Origin of the sequence: Corynebacterium sp. KPL1995, assembly GCF_000477935.1 — a bacterium.
GTDB lineage: Bacteria > Actinomycetota > Actinomycetes > Mycobacteriales > Mycobacteriaceae > Corynebacterium > Corynebacterium pseudodiphtheriticum.
The window spans coordinates 839,183-855,349 of sequence record NZ_KI515715.1 but is presented as its reverse complement, the minus strand read 5'-3'; the positions used below and the strand labels follow the sequence as shown (position 1 = coordinate 855,349).

The following is a 16,167-nucleotide window of genomic DNA, read 5'->3' as shown; positions in this document are numbered from 1 at the left end:
CTGCCACCAGCTCAGCGCTAGCCGCACCCCTCTTGGCGCCAGCTCATTGCCGCAACTAGCGCACGGGCAGGCGTCCTGACAACGCGCGGGATAGCGTGAGCTCGTCGACGAATTCTAAATCGCCACCCAGGGGCATACCGGAGGCCAGCCGTGAAATTTTCAAATCAGGAAAATCTCGCAACAAGCGCACCAGGTAGGACGCTGTTGCCTCGCCTTCGGTGTTCGGATCCATCGCGAGAATCACCTCGGTGATCTCTGGGGCGTCGTCGTAAAGCGGTTTTTCCGGTGTGGAATCTGCCAGCTCACGGTCCTGCACCACGCCACCGATGCGCTGCAACAACTGACTAATATTCAGGTCTTTCGGACCAATATTCGCCAATGGATCCAACGCACCCCCGAGCACGTGATAACGGCCAGTGAATTCGCCAGTACGCTCGATGGATTGGATGTCTTTGGGTTCTTCTACCACGCAGATCATCGAGCGGTCGCGCCCGGAATCGTGGCAGATGCGGCACACGCTTTCACGGGAAATATTGCAGCAAATGCGGCAAAACGTTACCCCGTCGCGGACACCAGCAAGCGCCTGCTGGAGGCGGTCGATATCTTCCGGTTCTGTGTGCAAAACGTGGAAGGCGATCCGCTGGGCACTTTTCGGCCCAATCCCAGGCAGGCGCGAGAATTCGTCGATGAGGTCTTGTAAAGGACCTTCGAACACTTACATTCCACCCATGAGGTTGTTGATGTCGCCATCGCCCATGCCCTGTGACAGCGGGCCCATCTTTTCCTTGGCCAGCTCACCGGCCTGGCGGTGACCGTCCTGGAATGCGCCCAGGATCAGATCCTGCAGCGTGTCGACGTCATCAGCATCAACAACCTGCGGGTCAATCTTGATATCGGTGACTTCAGCACCGCCAGTCATGGTGACCTCAACCAGGCCGTTAGCTGCTTTACCGGTGACCGAGGTGGCCAGGATTTCTTCCTGGGCGCGCTGCAGGTTGGCCTGCATTTCGGCGGCTTGGGCGATCAGCTGCTGCATGTCTTGTGGCTGCGTCATTGTCGATGCTCCTTGTTTTGTTGTTTTGGTGCGTTTTGTTTATAGCTTTGGGTTTTGGCCCGGTAGCTAGTCTTCTGTGCGAATCTGCACGCACAACGGCCCTAGTTTACAACGGACTGGCACAGACTACAGCGAACGCGCTCCCAGCTCGGTTTCTAGCAGCTTGCGCGCGGCAGCATGAATTTCTTCTGGGCTGCGTTCGCCGGGGCTGGTGTTGGCATTGGTGTCCGTGTTTGTGCTGGTGCTGGTTCCTGTGTCGTCCCCGCCGTTTTGCGTGTTGCTGTTTTCGGCATTGTTTCTTTCAGCGTTGCCGTTTTGCGCATTGCTGTTTTGGGCATTGCTGTTTTCGGCGTTGTTTCTTTCGGCACTACTGGTTTCGGCGCTGCCCGGCGCGCCATGTGCGCCATGCGCGCCATGTGCGTTCTGTGCGTTCTGTGTGTGGCTTGCCGACGATTGTGCTGGCTGCGTTTGCGGCGGCTCGTCCGGTGCAGACTCTTCCGCGGCCGGTTCAGGTGGCAGCGGGACACCGTCGCCAAAGGTGTCGCGGCTAGATTGTGCTGCGCGCTCACGTGCACGGTTTTTTGCCTGGTTAGCTACCTCGCGCCAGTCCTGGTTCTTTGGGCTGGCGAGTGGTTTCTCATGTGGCTTCGAGGGCTTTGATTCTGACCGGACTGATTGCGCCCGCTGTGGCTCCGGTTGCTGCCTGTGGGATTGCCCAGAACCCTCGTTGCTCTCATGCACCGTAGTGTCCGTTGAGCCCACCCCGGTATTAACATCACGGCTGGTTTCTGGCCAGACACTGTCACTTCTTGTGTGTTGAGCCTCCTGTTGTGGGCGCGTTGCTGCCTGTGATTGATCCTGCTGCGGCGGCTGGTTATTCTGCTGTGGCTGCGAATTCTGGCGCGACTGGTTATTCTGCTGCGCGGGTTTCTGTGGTTGCGGCGTCATACGTGATTGCGCCGTAAGTTCAGGTGGAACTTTCGTGCCGACGATGCATTTGACCTGTAATTTCTGGTCAACGACGGCGCTTACCGCTTCGACAATCACGGCATTGTTGCGCTCAGAATTAATGCGCTCAGCCAAAGCACCGGTGTTGTGCCCCAGCACGACGGTGTCACCGTCGATGCCCAAAACTTTTGCTTCGGTGAGCATGACTTCCGCGACGCGATTTTTCTGCCCTACCTTTGAGCGAATATTCGTCCACTGGCTGCGGATGATCTCGAGCGCATCACCTGGCTGTTCATTAGGCTGCTGTTCACTAGGCTGCTCGGCACGCTGCTGTTCAGGACCGTTTGGCTCCTCAGCATGGTCTGACTGCGCAGATTCGTCGGTGCGTTGCGCGCGGGCAGCATCGTTAGCCGACGCAGAGTCCGCGGAATCGGCAGCGCTTACTGCATCGGAGGTTCTTACTGCTTCCGACGTTCTTACTGCTTCCGACATGCTTGCCGCCTCGGGCTTGGTTTCTGCATCGGCAACAGCACCAACCTCATTTTTGTGCTCAGGCGTAGACGTCTCTGGGTTGTGCTCACTCGCAGATGCTGCCTTGTGCTGCTCAGCAACCTGTTCACCAGGCTGTGCCTTAGGCGCCGGACCGTGCGACGGCATCGATTTTGTCTGCGGTTTCGCCGACCCCATCGCCGCCACAGCAGCCAGCGCGGCCGCCGCACCACGCGGACCACCCTGACTGCTGTGCTGACCACTCTCCTGGGCTGCAGCCCCCTGACCCGCCCGACCAGACTGGCCCGATTGACCGGCACCGGCCCCCGCGCCAACACTGATGCCTGGCCCAGCCCCAGCACCAGCTGCGTTACCCGCCGCTGCAACGTATGGCCGCGCCAACAAGTGCGCACACAAAATCTCCAGCAACAATTGCGGTGAAGTCGCACCACGCATTTGCGGCAAGCGCTCATTAACCACATCCGCGTAATGCGTCAGCGCCTCCGGGCTAAACCATCCGGCTTGTTCCTTCAGAACCGCCACGCGATCCTGCGGGGCGGAAACTAGCCCCTCGGTAAAAGCTTCAGGCACAGCCTGGATAATCAACAGGTCCCGCAGGCGGTCCAGCAAGTCTTCCACAAAACGGCGGGGCTCGTGCCCGGCGTTGATGACGTCGTTGACGATGCGGAATAATTCGCCTTTTTCGTCGTCGGCAAGCGCGGCAATCACGCGGTCAATCAGAGCCAAATCGGTCACGCCCAGCAGCGGCGCCGCCTGTTGGTAAGTCAACTGCCCGTCTTTCGCACCGGCCAACAACTGGTCCAGTAACGAGAGAGTATCGCGTGGCGAACCGCCACCAGCCTGCATCACCAAGGGGTAGACCGCATCTTCTACCTGCACGTTTTCTTCTTCCACCACGTGCTGCAGCAGTGCTTTCATATCCGGTGGCGTCAGTAGACGGAACGGGTAGTTATGGGTACGCGAGCGGATCGTGCCAATGACTTTTTCCGGCTCGGTGGTCGCGAAAATAAAAATTAGGTGCTCAGGCGGTTCTTCGACGATCTTCAGCAGAGCGTTGAAACCCTGCTGCGAGATCATGTGCGCCTCGTCAATGATGAAAATGCGGTAGCGCGATTCCGCCGGCGCGTAGTGGCCGCGGTCGCGCAGCTCACGCATGTCTTCTACACCGTTGTGCGAAGCCGCGTCGAGCTCCGTAACATCCAGGTTGCCGGGACCACCGGGGGCGAGTGCACGGCAACTATCGCACTTCCCGCATGGCGTCGAGGTCGGCCCTTCAACGCAGTTCAGTGAGCGCGCAAGGATGCGCGCCGAGGAGGTCTTGCCGCACCCACGCGGGCCCGAAAAAAGGTAGGCATGGTTGATGCGGTGAGCATCGAGTGCCACTGACAAAGGCTCAGTGACCTGCGATTGTCCGATGACCTCAGCAAAGCTTGCGGGGCGATATTTCCGGTAAAGAGCCACGCCACTACTTTACCGATATCCCCAACCGACCCAACAGTCACCGGTGCGAATCATTGCTGGCTACCATTTCCAGCCCCACTACCGACCCCAGTTACCCGGATCAATACCTTCGGTCGATAACTTGTCTTGCAGCTTGCCGACGCCATGTTCCACCGCGAATTCATATTCCGCATCGGTGAGCATGATCAGCTGGCAAATCAGCGTGAGCCGGTCGTCTTCTTCCAGGCGTGGCGTCTTCCCAGACCACAAATACGGCACGGCCAGCAGCCCGTGACGCACGGTGAGATGATTTTGTTCCAGCTCAGCGAATTTCTGGCCAATGTCCGGCAGCAGCACGCCTGGCTGTGCTGGCAGCACTCCGTTTGCCGAACGTAACAGTTCTGCAGCGGCCAGTACGGCAGTCGCGATGGCGGGCTGTTCGGCTTGCGCCACGGCGAGCAGCTCGCAGCGCACGGATTGGCCAGATTCGTCACTGGTCAGCCCGGTATCAACCTCGCCAAAGTTAGCGGTTGCCGCCAGCGCTTGTTGCTCGTCTATCTGTGCGCTGGCAATACGCCACTCATCGAGTTTCCGAAATTCCAGCTTGGCCGGGACGAGTTGGCTGAGCCAATAGCCGGTTTCTTCGAATTGCAGGGCCTTAAGCCTCCTTCTTCTCAATCGCAGCCAGCAGCACGCAGGTGGCCACACCATCCATGGCGACAGCGACGTCATCGGCCGCTGGCATTGATGGCGCCAGGCGGATATTGCGGTTGCGCGGATCTTCGCCATACGGGAAGGAGGCACCGGCCTTGGTCAGTTCAATACCGGCTTCTTTCGCCAGCTCCCATACACGTGTTGCGGTGCCATCGATGACGTTAAGGTCAATGAAATAGCCGCCTTCTGGGTGCGACCAACTAGCAACGTCATATCCACCCAGTTTCTTTTCCAACAGATCCCGGACGGCGTCGAACTTCGGTGCCAACGACCCGGAGTGCTTGCGCATCAGGGCTTTTAGGCCTTCTTCGTCTCCGAAGAAACGCGCATGCGCCAGTTGGTTGACCTTGTTTGGGCCGATGCCGCGGGCACTGGCGATGGAGGAATACCACGCAAGATTTTCTTCCGAGGAGGTGAAAAAGCCGACACCTGAGCCAGCGTGCGTGACCTTGGAAGTCGATGACATTTCCCAAAAGCGGTTCGGGTTACCGGCGGCTGCCGCCATCTCATGCACGTTGTAATTTTCCGGGAATTCGTCGGTTAGCGTGTGCAGAGCATACGCGTTGTCCCACACAATGCGGAAATCTGGCGCGGCAGTGTCCATAGCCGCCAGCTTTTCGCAGACTTCCTTAGAGAAGCTCACCCCGGTTGGGTTGGAGAACACCGGCACGGCCCACATGCCCTTCACCTGCGGGTCTTGGGCCAGCTTTGCGACGGCATCCATATCCGGGCCGTCGTCAAGCATAGGAATGGACACCATCTCGATGCCGAGTTTTTCGGTGATGGTGAAGTGGCGATCGTAACCCGGCACCGGGCAGATCCAGCGGATCTTTTCTTCCTGGCTCCACGGGCGTACGGAATCATTGTTGCCGAAGGTATAAGACCACAGCAGCAGGTCAAAAGTAATGTTCAGCGAAGAAGAATCAGCTGCGATGGTGTTGTCCACCGAGCGTCCCAGGGCATTCGCCCAGATTTCGCGCAGCTGCTTAATTCCCAGCAATCCGCCGTAGTTGCGCACGTCTACCCCATCAGCGTCGATCGGATCATCGCCAGGCAGGGTAAGCAGGTCATGAGAAAAATCGAGCTGTTCGTTCGACGGTTTACCGCGCGTCAGGTTCAGGTTCAGGTTCTTCGCCTGCAAGTCCTGGTAATCCCGGCGCACCTGCTGGGCTAGTTCGTTGAATTGCTCAGTATCTAAGTCGAGGAGTGACATTGGGGTACTCGCCTACCTTCCATTGCATCTATGCTGCTTGCCATGGTAGCGAGTTTGTGTGAGATCTGTGTTGCCTACCCAAAAGCAAAGCTTTCGGCCGAACGCGATGCTTTCCGCCGACAGTCGGGTACGCAGCACACCCAATTTGCCGTTATTTGTGCTCCAGCAGCGACAACAGGTGCTGGCGCAGCTCATTTTTGCGCTTGCCGACGGCTGGGTCCGCATCACCGTTACGCGGGCGGGCAAGGCCAACTCGTAAATCTTCCACGATGGTTGCCTCCGGCCCCGGCGACATAACCAAGATGCGGTCGGACAGCAAGATCGCTTCGTCAACATCGTGGGTCACCATTACCACCGTGCGTCGGTTTTCTTCCCAAACGCTGAGCAACAAGGTCTGTAATTGCCTCCGGGTCAGCGCATCCAGCGCACCAAAAGGTTCATCCAGCAGCAAAATATCCGAACCAATGGCAAACGCACGCGCCAAACCCACCCGTTGCTGCATGCCACCGGAAAGCCGCGCGGGACGACGGTCAGCCGCATGTCCCAAACTGACTTCATCCAAGAAATCCTGTGTGATTGTCTTACGCTGTGCTTTCGACAAGTCCGGCCGTGCAGAGCGCAGCCCGAATTCGATATTGCCGCGTGCTGTCATCCATGGCAGCAGGGCGTGATTTTGAAAAACCACTCCTCGGTCTGGCCCCGGGCCGGTGATCACCTCGTCGCGGGCACGGACCTCGCCTGTCGACGGCGTCGCCAAGCCAGCAATCATGTTCAGCATCGTGGATTTGCCTGAGCCGGAAGGCCCAAGCAAGGAGACAAACTCGCCTTCCTTAATAGATACGGAAGTCTCGCCGATGATCGTCGTCGGCCCATAGCTTTTTGTAATATTTTTAAATTCGATATGCGGGGTGCCCGTACCACTGGTGCTAGGCACATCGACGGTATTTGGCACAGTATCGGTTGAGGTATTAGTCATAACGCACCACTTTCTGCAATGAAGCAACCAGGTAATCCAGGGCCAAGCCGATGGCACCGATGAGAACGATGACCACGACGATGGCACCGATGAGAACGATGACCACGACGATGGCATCAATATCCAGGCGATTCCACATATTCCACACGAAAAAGCCGACGCCCTGCCCGCCGACAAGCATCTCCGCAGCCACAATCACCAGCCACGCGGTAGACAGCGATTGGCGCATGCCCGTGATGATGCCAGGCAGCGCGGCAGGCCCTGTGATGTAGAGCAGCCGGTCCACACGGCTGGTGCCCAATGTGGCGCCGAGGTTTTTGTACGACGGATGCACGCCACGTACGGCCTCAATGGTGTTGAGCAGGGTGGGCCACAAAGCGGAGAGAATAATGACGAAGACCGCGGTATTTTCCGCATCGCGCAGCAGCGCAAGCCCCAACGGCAGCCACGCCAGCGGGGATACCGGCCGCAGAATTTGCACAAAGGGGTCCGTCGCCCGGCGGAAGGTGGTGGACGATCCTAACCAGAAGCCCAGCGGAATGGCGATGAGCATCGCGATGATAAAACCGAGCAGCACACGGCGCAGGGATGTCACCATGTGCCAGAATATGCCGACGGAAGCTGGACCATCCCGGTAAAAAGGATCAGCCAAGATTTCAGCACCGCGGCTGAAGGTGCGAGCAGGCGTCGGCGCGATATCCGACAGCCACCCCGCAGCCGCTATTAATTGCCATACAAGAAGGAAAGCGAGAAACAGGCCGACGCCGAGGGCAACGGGTTTCCACGGGCCGGACTTTTCCCTTGGCAGCGTTCGGCCGGTGGAAGTTCGGCCGGTGGACGCTTGGCTGGTAGACGTTCGGCTAGCGGAAGTTCGGCCGGTGGAAGTTTGAGTAGTAGGCGTGTGAGTTCGAGACATAGTGGGTCCTTAACGCTGGTATCCAGCCGTGGGCTTTAGCGGATCAAATATCCGGCCATTGATGTCAACCGGGTCCGTGCTGCGGTCTGCCTCAGGCGGCAAGACTGATTCTGTGGCTGCTAAGAGCACGTCGTCGTCCATCGTCAAGGCCGTACCGCCGAGGTCCCAGCGCGCGATTTGCGCAGCCATCCAGGTGATCGCGGTAGCTGAAGTCTGTCCGCCGAAATTGATCATGTCCGGATCCACCACATCGGTGCCATCCCAGGTGGTATAGGATCCGGCTAAAGCAGGCGAGATCAACTCTTCTTTCTGGTTCAGGTATTTTTCTGCTGCCAACATCGACGCCGATTCGTGTACGTGGTGCGGGCTGTCGACAAATTGGGCACCTTCGCGCAGCGCCGTGACCACACGATCGCGCACCCCGCGGTCAATTTCTTTGGCTATAGCAACCGAGCAGCAGGGGTGGTTCTCCCACATCTGCCGGGTAGGAATGAACGCGCGGCCTGATCCTGTGGTTAGTGCTCTTTGGTTGAACGGTTCGGGGCCAATAAAACCGTCGACGGCGCCGACCGCCAATTGCGCCACCATGTCCGGTGGCCGCAAGAGCCGCAATTCCACATCTGAAACTGGGTCGAGACCACCGGCGACCAAATAATCGCGCAAAAGTAATGCATGCACCGAATACTCAAAGGGGATTCCTAGCACCATCCCCGCAAGATCTGTCGGTTGCGAGACCGCGCCCAAGAGAGAGGTAGACAAGGTAAGCGCTTGGCCATTGGTGTTTTGGGTAAAAGCCAATTCTGTGGGCCGGGATGCGTTCGTCGCACCAGCATCAATTGCCAGTGGCATTGGTGAGAGCATGTGTGCAACGTCGAGGGTTCCGGTTGCATATGCCGTCCAAAGATCAGCCCATCCGGCGTATTTCCGTAATTTTACGTGGAGTCCCTGTTTTTCAAATGCGCCGAGCGCGTCTGCGGCAACCAGTGGTGAGGCACACGCAATGGGTACAAAACCGATGACCAGTTCTTCCTGGGAAGCAGAGCTAGCAGAAGATGCGGGCCCGGAAGCACTTGTTTGCGGCTGTCGTGTTTCTGACTGCGTAGAACAGGCAGAAAGCATGCCGCCTCCCAGGGCTACCCCGCCCATGACTACTGCTGTACGCAGCAACTGTCGCCGAGACAGAATGCGGTTATAGACCATGCGTTCTTCCTTAAGTAGACCAATCGGTTCAGTAAGGGTTTAAACGTAAGCCAGAACACATGGCAGAGTCAATTTCTAAATTCATAGCTATACAACCGGTATTGAGCACAAGTGCAGTTAACGTAACTTTTCAGTCCATTCAGTAACGCTGCGTCAGCTATGGAAGATCAATAGACAAGATTGTCTATCCAAGTGTCAATCTGGCAAAGCCCCAAGGATCCATACCTAGCCCCAACATGGGAAGGGTTATGCGGGATATGCGACAAAAAGTGTGCACCGGGGGTGTTTGCGGCTTTGCGCGGTGCCGGAAGCTTTGTTGGTCCGTTGACTCTCACTTTGCCCCCCCCCTTAACCGTCTTCCTTACCCCAGGGAAACCTCTTTTCGCCGTCCTTTCGGCGCTTTGTATTCGCAGATGGTGCACTTTTGCAAATAGGGACTAAAAAAGGCCATTTTCAGCGGCCCTATTTGCAAAAATGCACCATGGCTGAGTTGAGTAGCCATGCCTCAGGGCCGCGGAGTCCACACACCCGTTATCCACGAATGGTTGACAGCGAGCGCGGCTTGGATCGACAAGTCTTCTGCCGGGATATAGTCATCAACAACGCAGGGCACGTTGTCTTTGCCTCGTGGTCACATTTCATTGGCGTAATTGAAGAGATGCTCATCTACTCAAACGGAACAAAAACTGGGACACTTCAACCAGCCCGGCTCACATCCCACAACTAGAAAGAACCGAGATGTCCAAACACCTCTCCACTAAAAAACTAATCATCAGCGCCGCAATCGTCGGCTCTCTCATCAGCAGTATGGGATCTGCCGCAGCCGTTCAATACGCAAACTGCCGCCGATGAGCGAACATAGGGTCATCGCCCAAAGAACCTACCGCGATGATGAAGGAGAATTCACCGTGGGGCTACGCGCCCCCTACCAAGATGGAAACGATTGGATCTGTGAAATCTTCACAGAAGGCCTGGACGCCGGAAACCTGTCAGTCGGCGGCATAGACGCACTACAATCCATCAGATTGGCGGTGGATATGCTCGACGCCCTGATCAAAACCCGCCCCTCAGCCGAAGCATACGGCATAACCGGCCGCTTCTAGCGGATTCAGCTAAATTCACTAAGACCTGCAACCCCTTGCCGGCTTTGTGCCCCTCTAACAGGGGGGGGGGATTCCTATATAGGTTGTCAACTCCGTGGGTGAGTTCGACGACGGCGGCGTTGTGTCCTTTGCCTTCTTTGCGTTTTCGTTCATAGAATTGCCGGGAACGCTCGTGGAATCTGATCGATGCAAAAGACGATTGCCATAGGGCGTTCTTTAATTTTTTGTTGCCAGCCTGGTTAGGCGAATTCGACATAATGGACGTTGTCGACTGATTCGTCCGCGGTGATAGGCCTGCATAGGACGCTAAGTGCGCTGCATCGGGGAAGTCGGACATATCGCCAACAGTCATGAGGATCTGCGCGGTGCTACGCGGGCCGATACCGGGCATGGATAAAAGAATCTCGGTCTGCGGAATGTCCTGAATAAGTTCAAGTACCTGCGCCTCGATTTCCTTACGATGGCCTAGTTTGGCCAGTGCATCTGTGGCGGACATTGCTACGCCAAGTTCGGCGTATTCTGCGCCGGCAATGGACACGGTCTGCCCATCGATGGCAGCAAGCATGGCATCGATGACAGGCTCAGGATTGCGCTCTGTGACTGCGCGCAAAGGCTTTAAGGCGTGCTTTACCGACGCGTCGAATCTTGGTGGGGCCACCGTATTTCGCAAGTAGGTGGAGGATCCATTTTCGGTGAATCATCTGTCCGCGCAGGACTTGTTCGAATGCAGGATAGGTTCTCACGAGCGCGGATCGCATCTGGTTAATCAGGCGTGTGTAGGCCCGGGCAAGGTCTTCGTCGATACCGTTGAGAACTTTCAGCTGGCAGAAGACTTCCTCAACGCGGTCGAGGTTGCGCAGGGTATCCGGAAGGTGAAGACCGGCATGGGCGAGGACGCAGGCGTGGTGGAAGTATTTGCCGACGTCCATGCCAATGACGAAGTCATAAGCCATGGGTGTGTGCCTGCTAGCGATGAATTAGAAGTTGGATTATTTAAGCTTCATCGCTGGGGTTGGTCGGACATACTTGGCACTGGCATCCACATTACTGTGAGACCTCATACCACCTGGGCTGGGTCAGGTTCCTATTAGCAGTTTGAATATGTCACTGTCTTCGACGACATCACCCCCTGGATCATTGTCAGACAGGGACAGGAATAAGCCATACCGAAGCCAGCGACTAGTTCCACTGTCCTTTCGGACGGTGTGAACGGTGCTGTTGCAACTTGGGGCGGGAGCCAAGAAAGCTCCGTTTTTATTGTGTGATCAACGCTATGTGCCTGTGTTGTCAGGCCGTCTCGAATACCCGGCTAACAATCACTGCATCCGGATTCGGGTGACCATAGGCAAACATCGTGCCCTGCCCCTTCCGCAATGAGTGCATCGCTTCCATCCCTTTCAACGTCCGGTAGGCAGACGTTTGGTTTTTGAATGCTCCTTTCGGCCCCAGGATCCGCTTTAACCGGCCATGATCGCCTTCAATGACGTTGTTGAGGTATTTCACCCGACGATGCTCGACCGTCGATGGACAGACGCCTTCCGCCTTCAGCTCAGAGATTGCCCTGGCGAGTGAGGGGGCCTTGTCGGTGCTGATCACCCGCGGATAGCCTGCCGATTTATTCGACCGCAGCGTCTTCGCCAGGAAACGCTTCGCTGCCGCGACGTTGCGTTTTGGTGAGAGGTAGAAGTCCAGGGTCTGGCCACCTGCGGTGATTGCCCGATAGAGGTAGCACCACTTTCCCCCGACCCGGATATAGGTCTCATCCACCCGCCAGGACCTGGCCTGCCAGTCAGGAACTTGCCGATACCACCGGGTCTTCTTATCCAGCTCAGGAGCATATTTCTGGACCCAGCGGTAGATCGTGGTGTGATCGACCGGCACTCCCCGCTCGGTCATCATCTCTTCGAGGTCGCGATAGCTCACGCCGTAGCGGCAGTACCACCGCACCGCCCACAGGATGATTTCACGAGGGAACTGCCGACCGGAGAAGATGCCCATGGACCTGATTATTCCACGCCGGTCTTCCTACTGCCCCAACTTTGCAACAGCACCAAGGCATGTTAGAGTTTGGGGCATGTCGAGTCCCGAATCAGACAGGTCAGGGGTTGTCGGTCACACCGCCAGCCCCTTGAACCACTAGTTACGACGCCCACGATCTGTGTGGGCGTATGTCTGGCGTACCCGGGGCGCTGGCCGTGGTGACAAGAAGAACCATTTCTTGATCTCACACCTCGGAGTACTCGATGCCTTTTGCCCTTTACATGCTTGCCCTGGCGGTCTTCGTCATGGGCACTTCAGAATTCATGCTCGCGGGATTGCTCCCCGCGATCGCGACCGAACTTGACGTCTCGGTCGGCACTGCGGGCCTGCTGACCTCCGCATTCGCAGTCGGTATGGTCGTCGGCGCGCCAGTGATGGCGGCATTCGCTCGCCGTTGGCCACCGCGGCTCACATTGATCGTTTGCCTTCTCGTGTTCGCGGGAAGCCACGTCATCGGAGCGATGACACCAGTGTTCTCTCTCCTGCTCATCACCCGGGTGCTCAGCGCTCTCGCAAACGCAGGATTCCTCGCCGTAGCACTGAGCACGGCCACTACCCTCGTGCCAGCGAACCAGAAGGGGCGTGCACTGTCGATCCTGCTCTCCGGCACGACGATCGCAACCGTCGTGGGCGTCCCCGCCGGGGCACTGCTCGGCACAGCGCTGGGCTGGCGAACGACGTTCTGGGCGATCGCCATCCTCTGTATTCCCGCGGCCGTTGGAGTCATTCGTGGCGTCACGAACAATGTTGGTCGGAGCGAGACTAGCGCGACCTCACCAAGGCTCCGTGTCGAGCTCAGCCAGTTGGCGACGCCGCGGCTCATCCTGGCCATGGCACTCGGAGCGCTGATCAACGGAGGGACCTTTGCGGCATTCACCTTCCTGGCACCCATCGTGACCGAGACCGCGGGCTTGGCCGAAGCGTGGGTGTCCGTCGCGCTGGTGATGTTCGGCATCGGATCGTTCCTTGGCGTCACGATCGCAGGACGACTATCAGATCAACGACCTGGCCTCGTGCTCGCAGTCGGCGGACCGCTATTGCTGACAGGCTGGATCGTGTTGGCAGTGGTCGCATCTCATCCCGTTGCGCTTATCGTCCTCGTCCTCGTTCAGGGATTCCTGTCGTTCGGCGTCGGCAGTACTCTGATCACGCGTGTGCTGTATGCAGCATCGGGTGCGCCAACGATGGGCGGTTCGTACGCAACCGCAGCATTGAATATCGGAGCTGCAGCGGGGCCCGTGCTTGGTGCGCTCGGGCTCGCGACCGGGCTGGGGCTGCTCGCGCCGGTTTGGGTCGCTTCGGTGCTGACAGCGATCACTCTCGTCATCATGCTTCTCACCAGACGCGCGCTTACGAAGACCGCGGCGGAGGCCAATTGATGACCCATCCGAACGCTCTTCTCACTCCTCGTGCCCGTCTCCGGTTAGCTCGGCTGATTGTCGAAGACGGCTATCCGGCCACGATCGCCGCAAAGATGTTCATGGTCTCCCCGATCACTGCCCGGAAATGGGCAGGCCGCTACCGGGAAGAGGGTGAGTTTGGGATGCAGGATCGCTCCAGCAAGCCGCACCGGATCCCAGGCAGGACGCCCGAGCATGTCAAGAAGAAGATCATCAACCTGCGCTGGCGGCTTCGACTGGGGCCAGCCCAGATCGCTGCGCGACTTGGTCTCTCGACGTCGACTGTTCACGCGGTCCTCGTCCGTTGCCGCGTGAACCGCCTCTCGCATATCGATCGTGTCACTGGCGAGCCATTGCGGCGATATGAGCATCCTCATCCGGGATCGTTGATTCATGTCGATGTCACGAAGTTCGGCAACATCCCCGACGGCGGTGGACATCGTTACGTAGGTCGGCAGCAAGGCGCACGGAACAAGCTCGCGACTCCGGGATTACCACGAGGAAAAGATCACAAGCCGCGCACCGGGACGGCGTTCGTTCACACAGTCATCGATGACCACTCCCGCGTCGCATACGCAGAAATCTGGTCGGATGAGCAGGCGAGCACAGCGGTGGGAGTTCTCGAACGCGCCGTGGCCTGGTTCGCCGAACGAGGCGTGACCGTCGAGCGAGTCCTATCCGACAACGGGTCGGCATACAGATCCCACGCATGGAGGGACTTCTGCGCTCGGCTCGGCATCCGACACAAGCGGACACGCCCCTACCGGCCGCAGACGAACGGGAAGATCGAGCGATTCCACCGCACGCTCGGGGACGGCTGGGCCTATGCCAGGTTTTACGGTTCAGAGGCCGAACGACGCCTGGCGCTGCCCGGCTGGCTCCACTTCTACAACCACCACCGACACCACTCTGCGATTGGCGGCGTACCCTTCGACCGACTCAACAACGTCCCTGGACATCACACCTAGAACTCGAAATCTAACGTCCGTTCGGGCATCGAGGTCCATGTCGGGGTGGGACGGGCCCGTGGCTTCAAGATCACTTGCAGTCCGACCGCGATGTCTTGGTTGCGCGAGAGGTTGTCGATATGGCTCTGTTGCAAAAATCGTGAAGCTTGAGCATGCTTGGCGGAGATTGGACGGACGGAACGATGACGGATTTCAAGTGGCGCCATTTCCAGGGTGATGTGATCCTGTGGGCGGTGCGCTGGTATTGTCGCTATCCGATCAGCTATCGCGACCTTGAGGAAATGCTGGCGGAACGCGGCATTTCGGTCGACCATACGACGATCTATCGCTGGGTCCAGTGCTACGCCCCGGAGATGGAGAAGCGGCTGCGCTGGTTCTGGCGGCGTGGCTTTGATCCGAGCTGGCGCCTGGATGAAACCTACGTCAAGGTGCGGGGCAAGTGGACCTACCTGTACCGGGCAGTCGACAAGCGGGGCGACACGATCGATTTCTACCTGTCGCCGACCCGCAGCGCCAAGGCAGCGAAGCGGTTCCTGGGCAAGGCCCTGCGAGGCCTGAAGCACTGGGAAAAGCCTGCCACGCTCAATACCGACAAAGCGCCGAGCTATGGTGCAGCGATCACCGAATTGAAGCGCGAAGGAAAGCTGGACCGGGAGACGGCCCACCGGCAGGTGAAGTATCTCAATAACGTGATCGAGGCCGATCACGGAAAGCTCAAGATACTGATCAAGCCGGTGCGCGGTTTCAAATCGATCCCCACGGCCTATGCCACGATCAAGGGATTCGAAGTCATGCGAGCCCTGCGCAAAGGACAGGCTCGCCCCTGGTGCCTGCAGCCCGGCATCAGGGGCGAGGTGCGCCTTGTGGAGAGAGCTTTTGGCATTGGGCCCTCGGCGCTGACGGAGGCCATGGGCATGCTCAACCACCATTTCGCAGCAGCCGCCTGATCGGCGCAGAGCGACAGCCTACCTCTGACTGCCGCCAATCTTTGCAACAGAGCCATGCAGCCAACGGTCGAGTGGCGGGCATGATTCGGATTGACAGGTTAAGGCTGGTCTGGGGTGGATCTGCTTGTGGCTGTTAACAGAGCCAACAATGCTGCCGCGACGGGAAGCGGCGTTAGGTAGGGTCCACTTCTATGTGGAAACTTGCTGCTGTCGCGCCCCTGTTACTGGCCCTAGCGGCTTGCACGGACGGCGGAAGTACCGCCGACGAAGGGGCACCAGCGGCCTCTGAGAATGCCTCTGGCGAGTCGGCGGCCGTATTGGAGATGGCCGTCTCGGAGACCTGTGCAGACGATTCGAGCTCGCAGTGTGTCTTGTTCCAAGGCGAGAACATTCTGATCAATCCGGCAGATTTCGAGCGAGTGGGTGTTGACTCTGCAGCGTCGTCAGGGCCCAGGATGATTGACGTGACGCTTGATAGCGATGGAGCTGAAGTCGTGCAGAAGCTCTCGACAGAAGCGTCCGAAGCTGGCGAAAGCGCGCGCCTGGTGACGAAGAGCGACGGCGACATTCTCTCCGCAGTCAGGGTGCAGGGCAGTCTTCAGGGAGAGTCCCTACAGATGGCTGTTCCTGAGGATGTCGACGCCAATGTCGTGGTCTCACGACTAAATGGCGATGAAGGCTAGCTGAAGATTGCAGTCTCGCTGCTCACGCTGGTGGGCCGGAGTGCAGTTCTGCCTC

15 protein-coding genes and 1 pseudogene are annotated in these 16,167 nt (G+C 58.2%); 6 read left to right on the top strand and 10 right to left on the bottom strand.

What is annotated here, in order from left to right; genetic code table 11:
• Positions 1 to 55: 55 nt before the first annotated feature.
• The 8 genes from recR to HMPREF1292_RS03735 all read right to left on the bottom strand — a co-directional run bounded on the left by recR (position 56) and on the right by HMPREF1292_RS03735 (position 8,971).
• The gene (recR, locus tag HMPREF1292_RS03770; RefSeq protein WP_021353520.1) at positions 56 to 715 is read right to left on the bottom strand and encodes a recombination mediator RecR; all 660 of its coding nucleotides are present in this window, start codon (positions 713 to 715) and stop codon (positions 56 to 58) included.
• Entirely contained in the window at positions 716 to 1,054 is a 339-nt protein-coding gene (locus HMPREF1292_RS03765; RefSeq protein ID WP_021353519.1) for a YbaB/EbfC family nucleoid-associated protein, read from the bottom strand. It abuts the gene before it with no gap.
• A gap of 126 nt (positions 1,055 to 1,180) precedes the next feature.
• A complete protein-coding gene (locus tag HMPREF1292_RS03760) occupies positions 1,181 to 3,973 on the bottom strand; it encodes a DNA polymerase III subunit gamma and tau (protein WP_023018815.1) in 2,793 nt (930 codons plus the stop codon).
• A 78-nt stretch (positions 3,974 to 4,051) separates the two neighbouring features.
• Positions 4,052 to 4,630: a suppressor of fused domain protein gene (locus tag HMPREF1292_RS03755; protein ID WP_034645066.1), complete on the bottom strand. Its 579-nt coding sequence runs from the start codon at positions 4,628 to 4,630 to the stop codon at positions 4,052 to 4,054.
• Complete coding sequence (locus HMPREF1292_RS03750; RefSeq protein ID WP_023018813.1) at positions 4,611 to 5,879, bottom strand: aminotransferase class I/II-fold pyridoxal phosphate-dependent enzyme; 1,269 nt, start codon at positions 5,877 to 5,879, stop codon at positions 4,611 to 4,613. The genes HMPREF1292_RS03755 and HMPREF1292_RS03750 overlap by 20 nt, the downstream gene beginning before the upstream one ends.
• A 151-nt stretch (positions 5,880 to 6,030) precedes the next feature.
• Positions 6,031 to 6,855 (bottom strand): ABC transporter ATP-binding protein, encoded by an 825-nt coding sequence (locus HMPREF1292_RS03745; protein ID WP_023018812.1) that lies wholly within the window; start codon positions 6,853 to 6,855, stop codon positions 6,031 to 6,033.
• Positions 6,848 to 7,771 (bottom strand): ABC transporter permease, encoded by a 924-nt coding sequence (locus HMPREF1292_RS03740; protein WP_023018811.1) that lies wholly within the window; start codon positions 7,769 to 7,771, stop codon positions 6,848 to 6,850. Before HMPREF1292_RS03740 ends, HMPREF1292_RS03745 begins: the two co-directional genes overlap by 8 nt.
• 9 nt (positions 7,772 to 7,780) lie before the next feature.
• On the bottom strand, positions 7,781 to 8,971 hold the full coding sequence (locus HMPREF1292_RS03735) for an ABC transporter substrate-binding protein (protein ID WP_023018810.1): 1,191 nt from the start codon (positions 8,969 to 8,971) through the stop codon (positions 7,781 to 7,783).
• A gap of 848 nt (positions 8,972 to 9,819) precedes the next feature.
• On the opposite strand from HMPREF1292_RS03735, the gene HMPREF1292_RS11025 reads away from it, so the two are divergent.
• Positions 9,820 to 10,074 (top strand): hypothetical protein, encoded by a 255-nt coding sequence (locus tag HMPREF1292_RS11025; RefSeq protein ID WP_023018809.1) that lies wholly within the window; start codon positions 9,820 to 9,822, stop codon positions 10,072 to 10,074.
• Positions 10,075 to 10,174: 100 nt separating this feature from the next.
• On the opposite strand, the pseudogene HMPREF1292_RS10705 reads toward HMPREF1292_RS11025, so the two are convergent.
• Both HMPREF1292_RS10705 and HMPREF1292_RS03720 read right to left on the bottom strand, forming a co-directional pair.
• A pseudogene (locus tag HMPREF1292_RS10705) lies at positions 10,175 to 11,027 on the bottom strand (transposase); the annotation flags it as partial.
• 334 nt (positions 11,028 to 11,361) lie between these two features.
• Positions 11,362 to 12,072, bottom strand: a complete 711-nt coding sequence (locus tag HMPREF1292_RS03720; RefSeq protein ID WP_011069225.1) for an IS6-like element IS1628 family transposase — start codon at positions 12,070 to 12,072, stop codon at positions 11,362 to 11,364.
• A 170-nt stretch (positions 12,073 to 12,242) separates the two neighbouring features.
• Between HMPREF1292_RS03720 and HMPREF1292_RS11545 the strand changes: the two genes are divergently transcribed.
• The 5 genes from HMPREF1292_RS11545 to HMPREF1292_RS11015 all read left to right on the top strand — a co-directional run bounded on the left by HMPREF1292_RS11545 (position 12,243) and on the right by HMPREF1292_RS11015 (position 16,112).
• The gene (locus HMPREF1292_RS11545; protein ID WP_011113070.1) at positions 12,243 to 12,296 is read left to right on the top strand and encodes a chloramphenicol resistance leader peptide; all 54 of its coding nucleotides are present in this window, start codon (positions 12,243 to 12,245) and stop codon (positions 12,294 to 12,296) included.
• Between the two features lie 21 nt (positions 12,297 to 12,317).
• Positions 12,318 to 13,493, top strand: coding sequence for a chloramphenicol efflux MFS transporter Cmx (gene cmx / locus HMPREF1292_RS03715; RefSeq protein WP_023018806.1), 1,176 nt, complete (start codon positions 12,318 to 12,320; stop codon positions 13,491 to 13,493).
• Positions 13,493 to 14,482: an IS481-like element IS5564 family transposase gene (locus tag HMPREF1292_RS03710; RefSeq protein ID WP_011113072.1), complete on the top strand. Its 990-nt coding sequence runs from the start codon at positions 13,493 to 13,495 to the stop codon at positions 14,480 to 14,482. Before cmx ends, HMPREF1292_RS03710 begins: the two co-directional genes overlap by 1 nt.
• Positions 14,483 to 14,664: 182 nt before the next feature.
• Complete coding sequence (locus tag HMPREF1292_RS03700; protein WP_001389365.1) at positions 14,665 to 15,429, top strand: IS6-like element IS6100 family transposase; 765 nt, start codon at positions 14,665 to 14,667, stop codon at positions 15,427 to 15,429.
• A 464-nt stretch (positions 15,430 to 15,893) separates the two neighbouring features.
• Positions 15,894 to 16,112 (top strand): hypothetical protein, encoded by a 219-nt coding sequence (locus HMPREF1292_RS11015; protein WP_126851384.1) that lies wholly within the window; start codon positions 15,894 to 15,896, stop codon positions 16,110 to 16,112.
• Positions 16,113 to 16,167: the final 55 nt, after the last annotated feature.

What these genes read in the sequence shown, in the direction of transcription:
- HMPREF1292_RS03765 (WP_021353519.1), bottom strand. Translation starts at nt 1,054, where the DNA reads ATGACGCAGCCACAAGACATGCAGCAGCTGATCGCCCAAGCCGCCGAA.
- HMPREF1292_RS03750 (WP_023018813.1), bottom strand. Translation starts at nt 5,879, where the DNA reads ATGTCACTCCTCGACTTAGATACTGAGCAATTCAACGAACTAGCCCAG.
- HMPREF1292_RS03745 (WP_023018812.1), bottom strand. Translation starts at nt 6,855, where the DNA reads ATGACTAATACCTCAACCGATACTGTGCCAAATACCGTCGATGTGCCT.
- HMPREF1292_RS03740 (WP_023018811.1), bottom strand. Translation starts at nt 7,771, where the DNA reads ATGTCTCGAACTCACACGCCTACTACTCAAACTTCCACCGGCCGAACT.
- HMPREF1292_RS03735 (WP_023018810.1), bottom strand. Translation starts at nt 8,971, where the DNA reads ATGGTCTATAACCGCATTCTGTCTCGGCGACAGTTGCTGCGTACAGCA.
- HMPREF1292_RS11025 (WP_023018809.1), top strand. Translation starts at nt 9,820, where the DNA reads ATGAGCGAACATAGGGTCATCGCCCAAAGAACCTACCGCGATGATGAA.
- HMPREF1292_RS03720 (WP_011069225.1), bottom strand. Translation starts at nt 12,072, where the DNA reads ATGGGCATCTTCTCCGGTCGGCAGTTCCCTCGTGAAATCATCCTGTGG.
- cmx (WP_023018806.1), top strand. Translation starts at nt 12,318, where the DNA reads ATGCCTTTTGCCCTTTACATGCTTGCCCTGGCGGTCTTCGTCATGGGC.
- HMPREF1292_RS03710 (WP_011113072.1), top strand. Translation starts at nt 13,493, where the DNA reads ATGACCCATCCGAACGCTCTTCTCACTCCTCGTGCCCGTCTCCGGTTA.
- HMPREF1292_RS03700 (WP_001389365.1), top strand. Translation starts at nt 14,665, where the DNA reads ATGACGGATTTCAAGTGGCGCCATTTCCAGGGTGATGTGATCCTGTGG.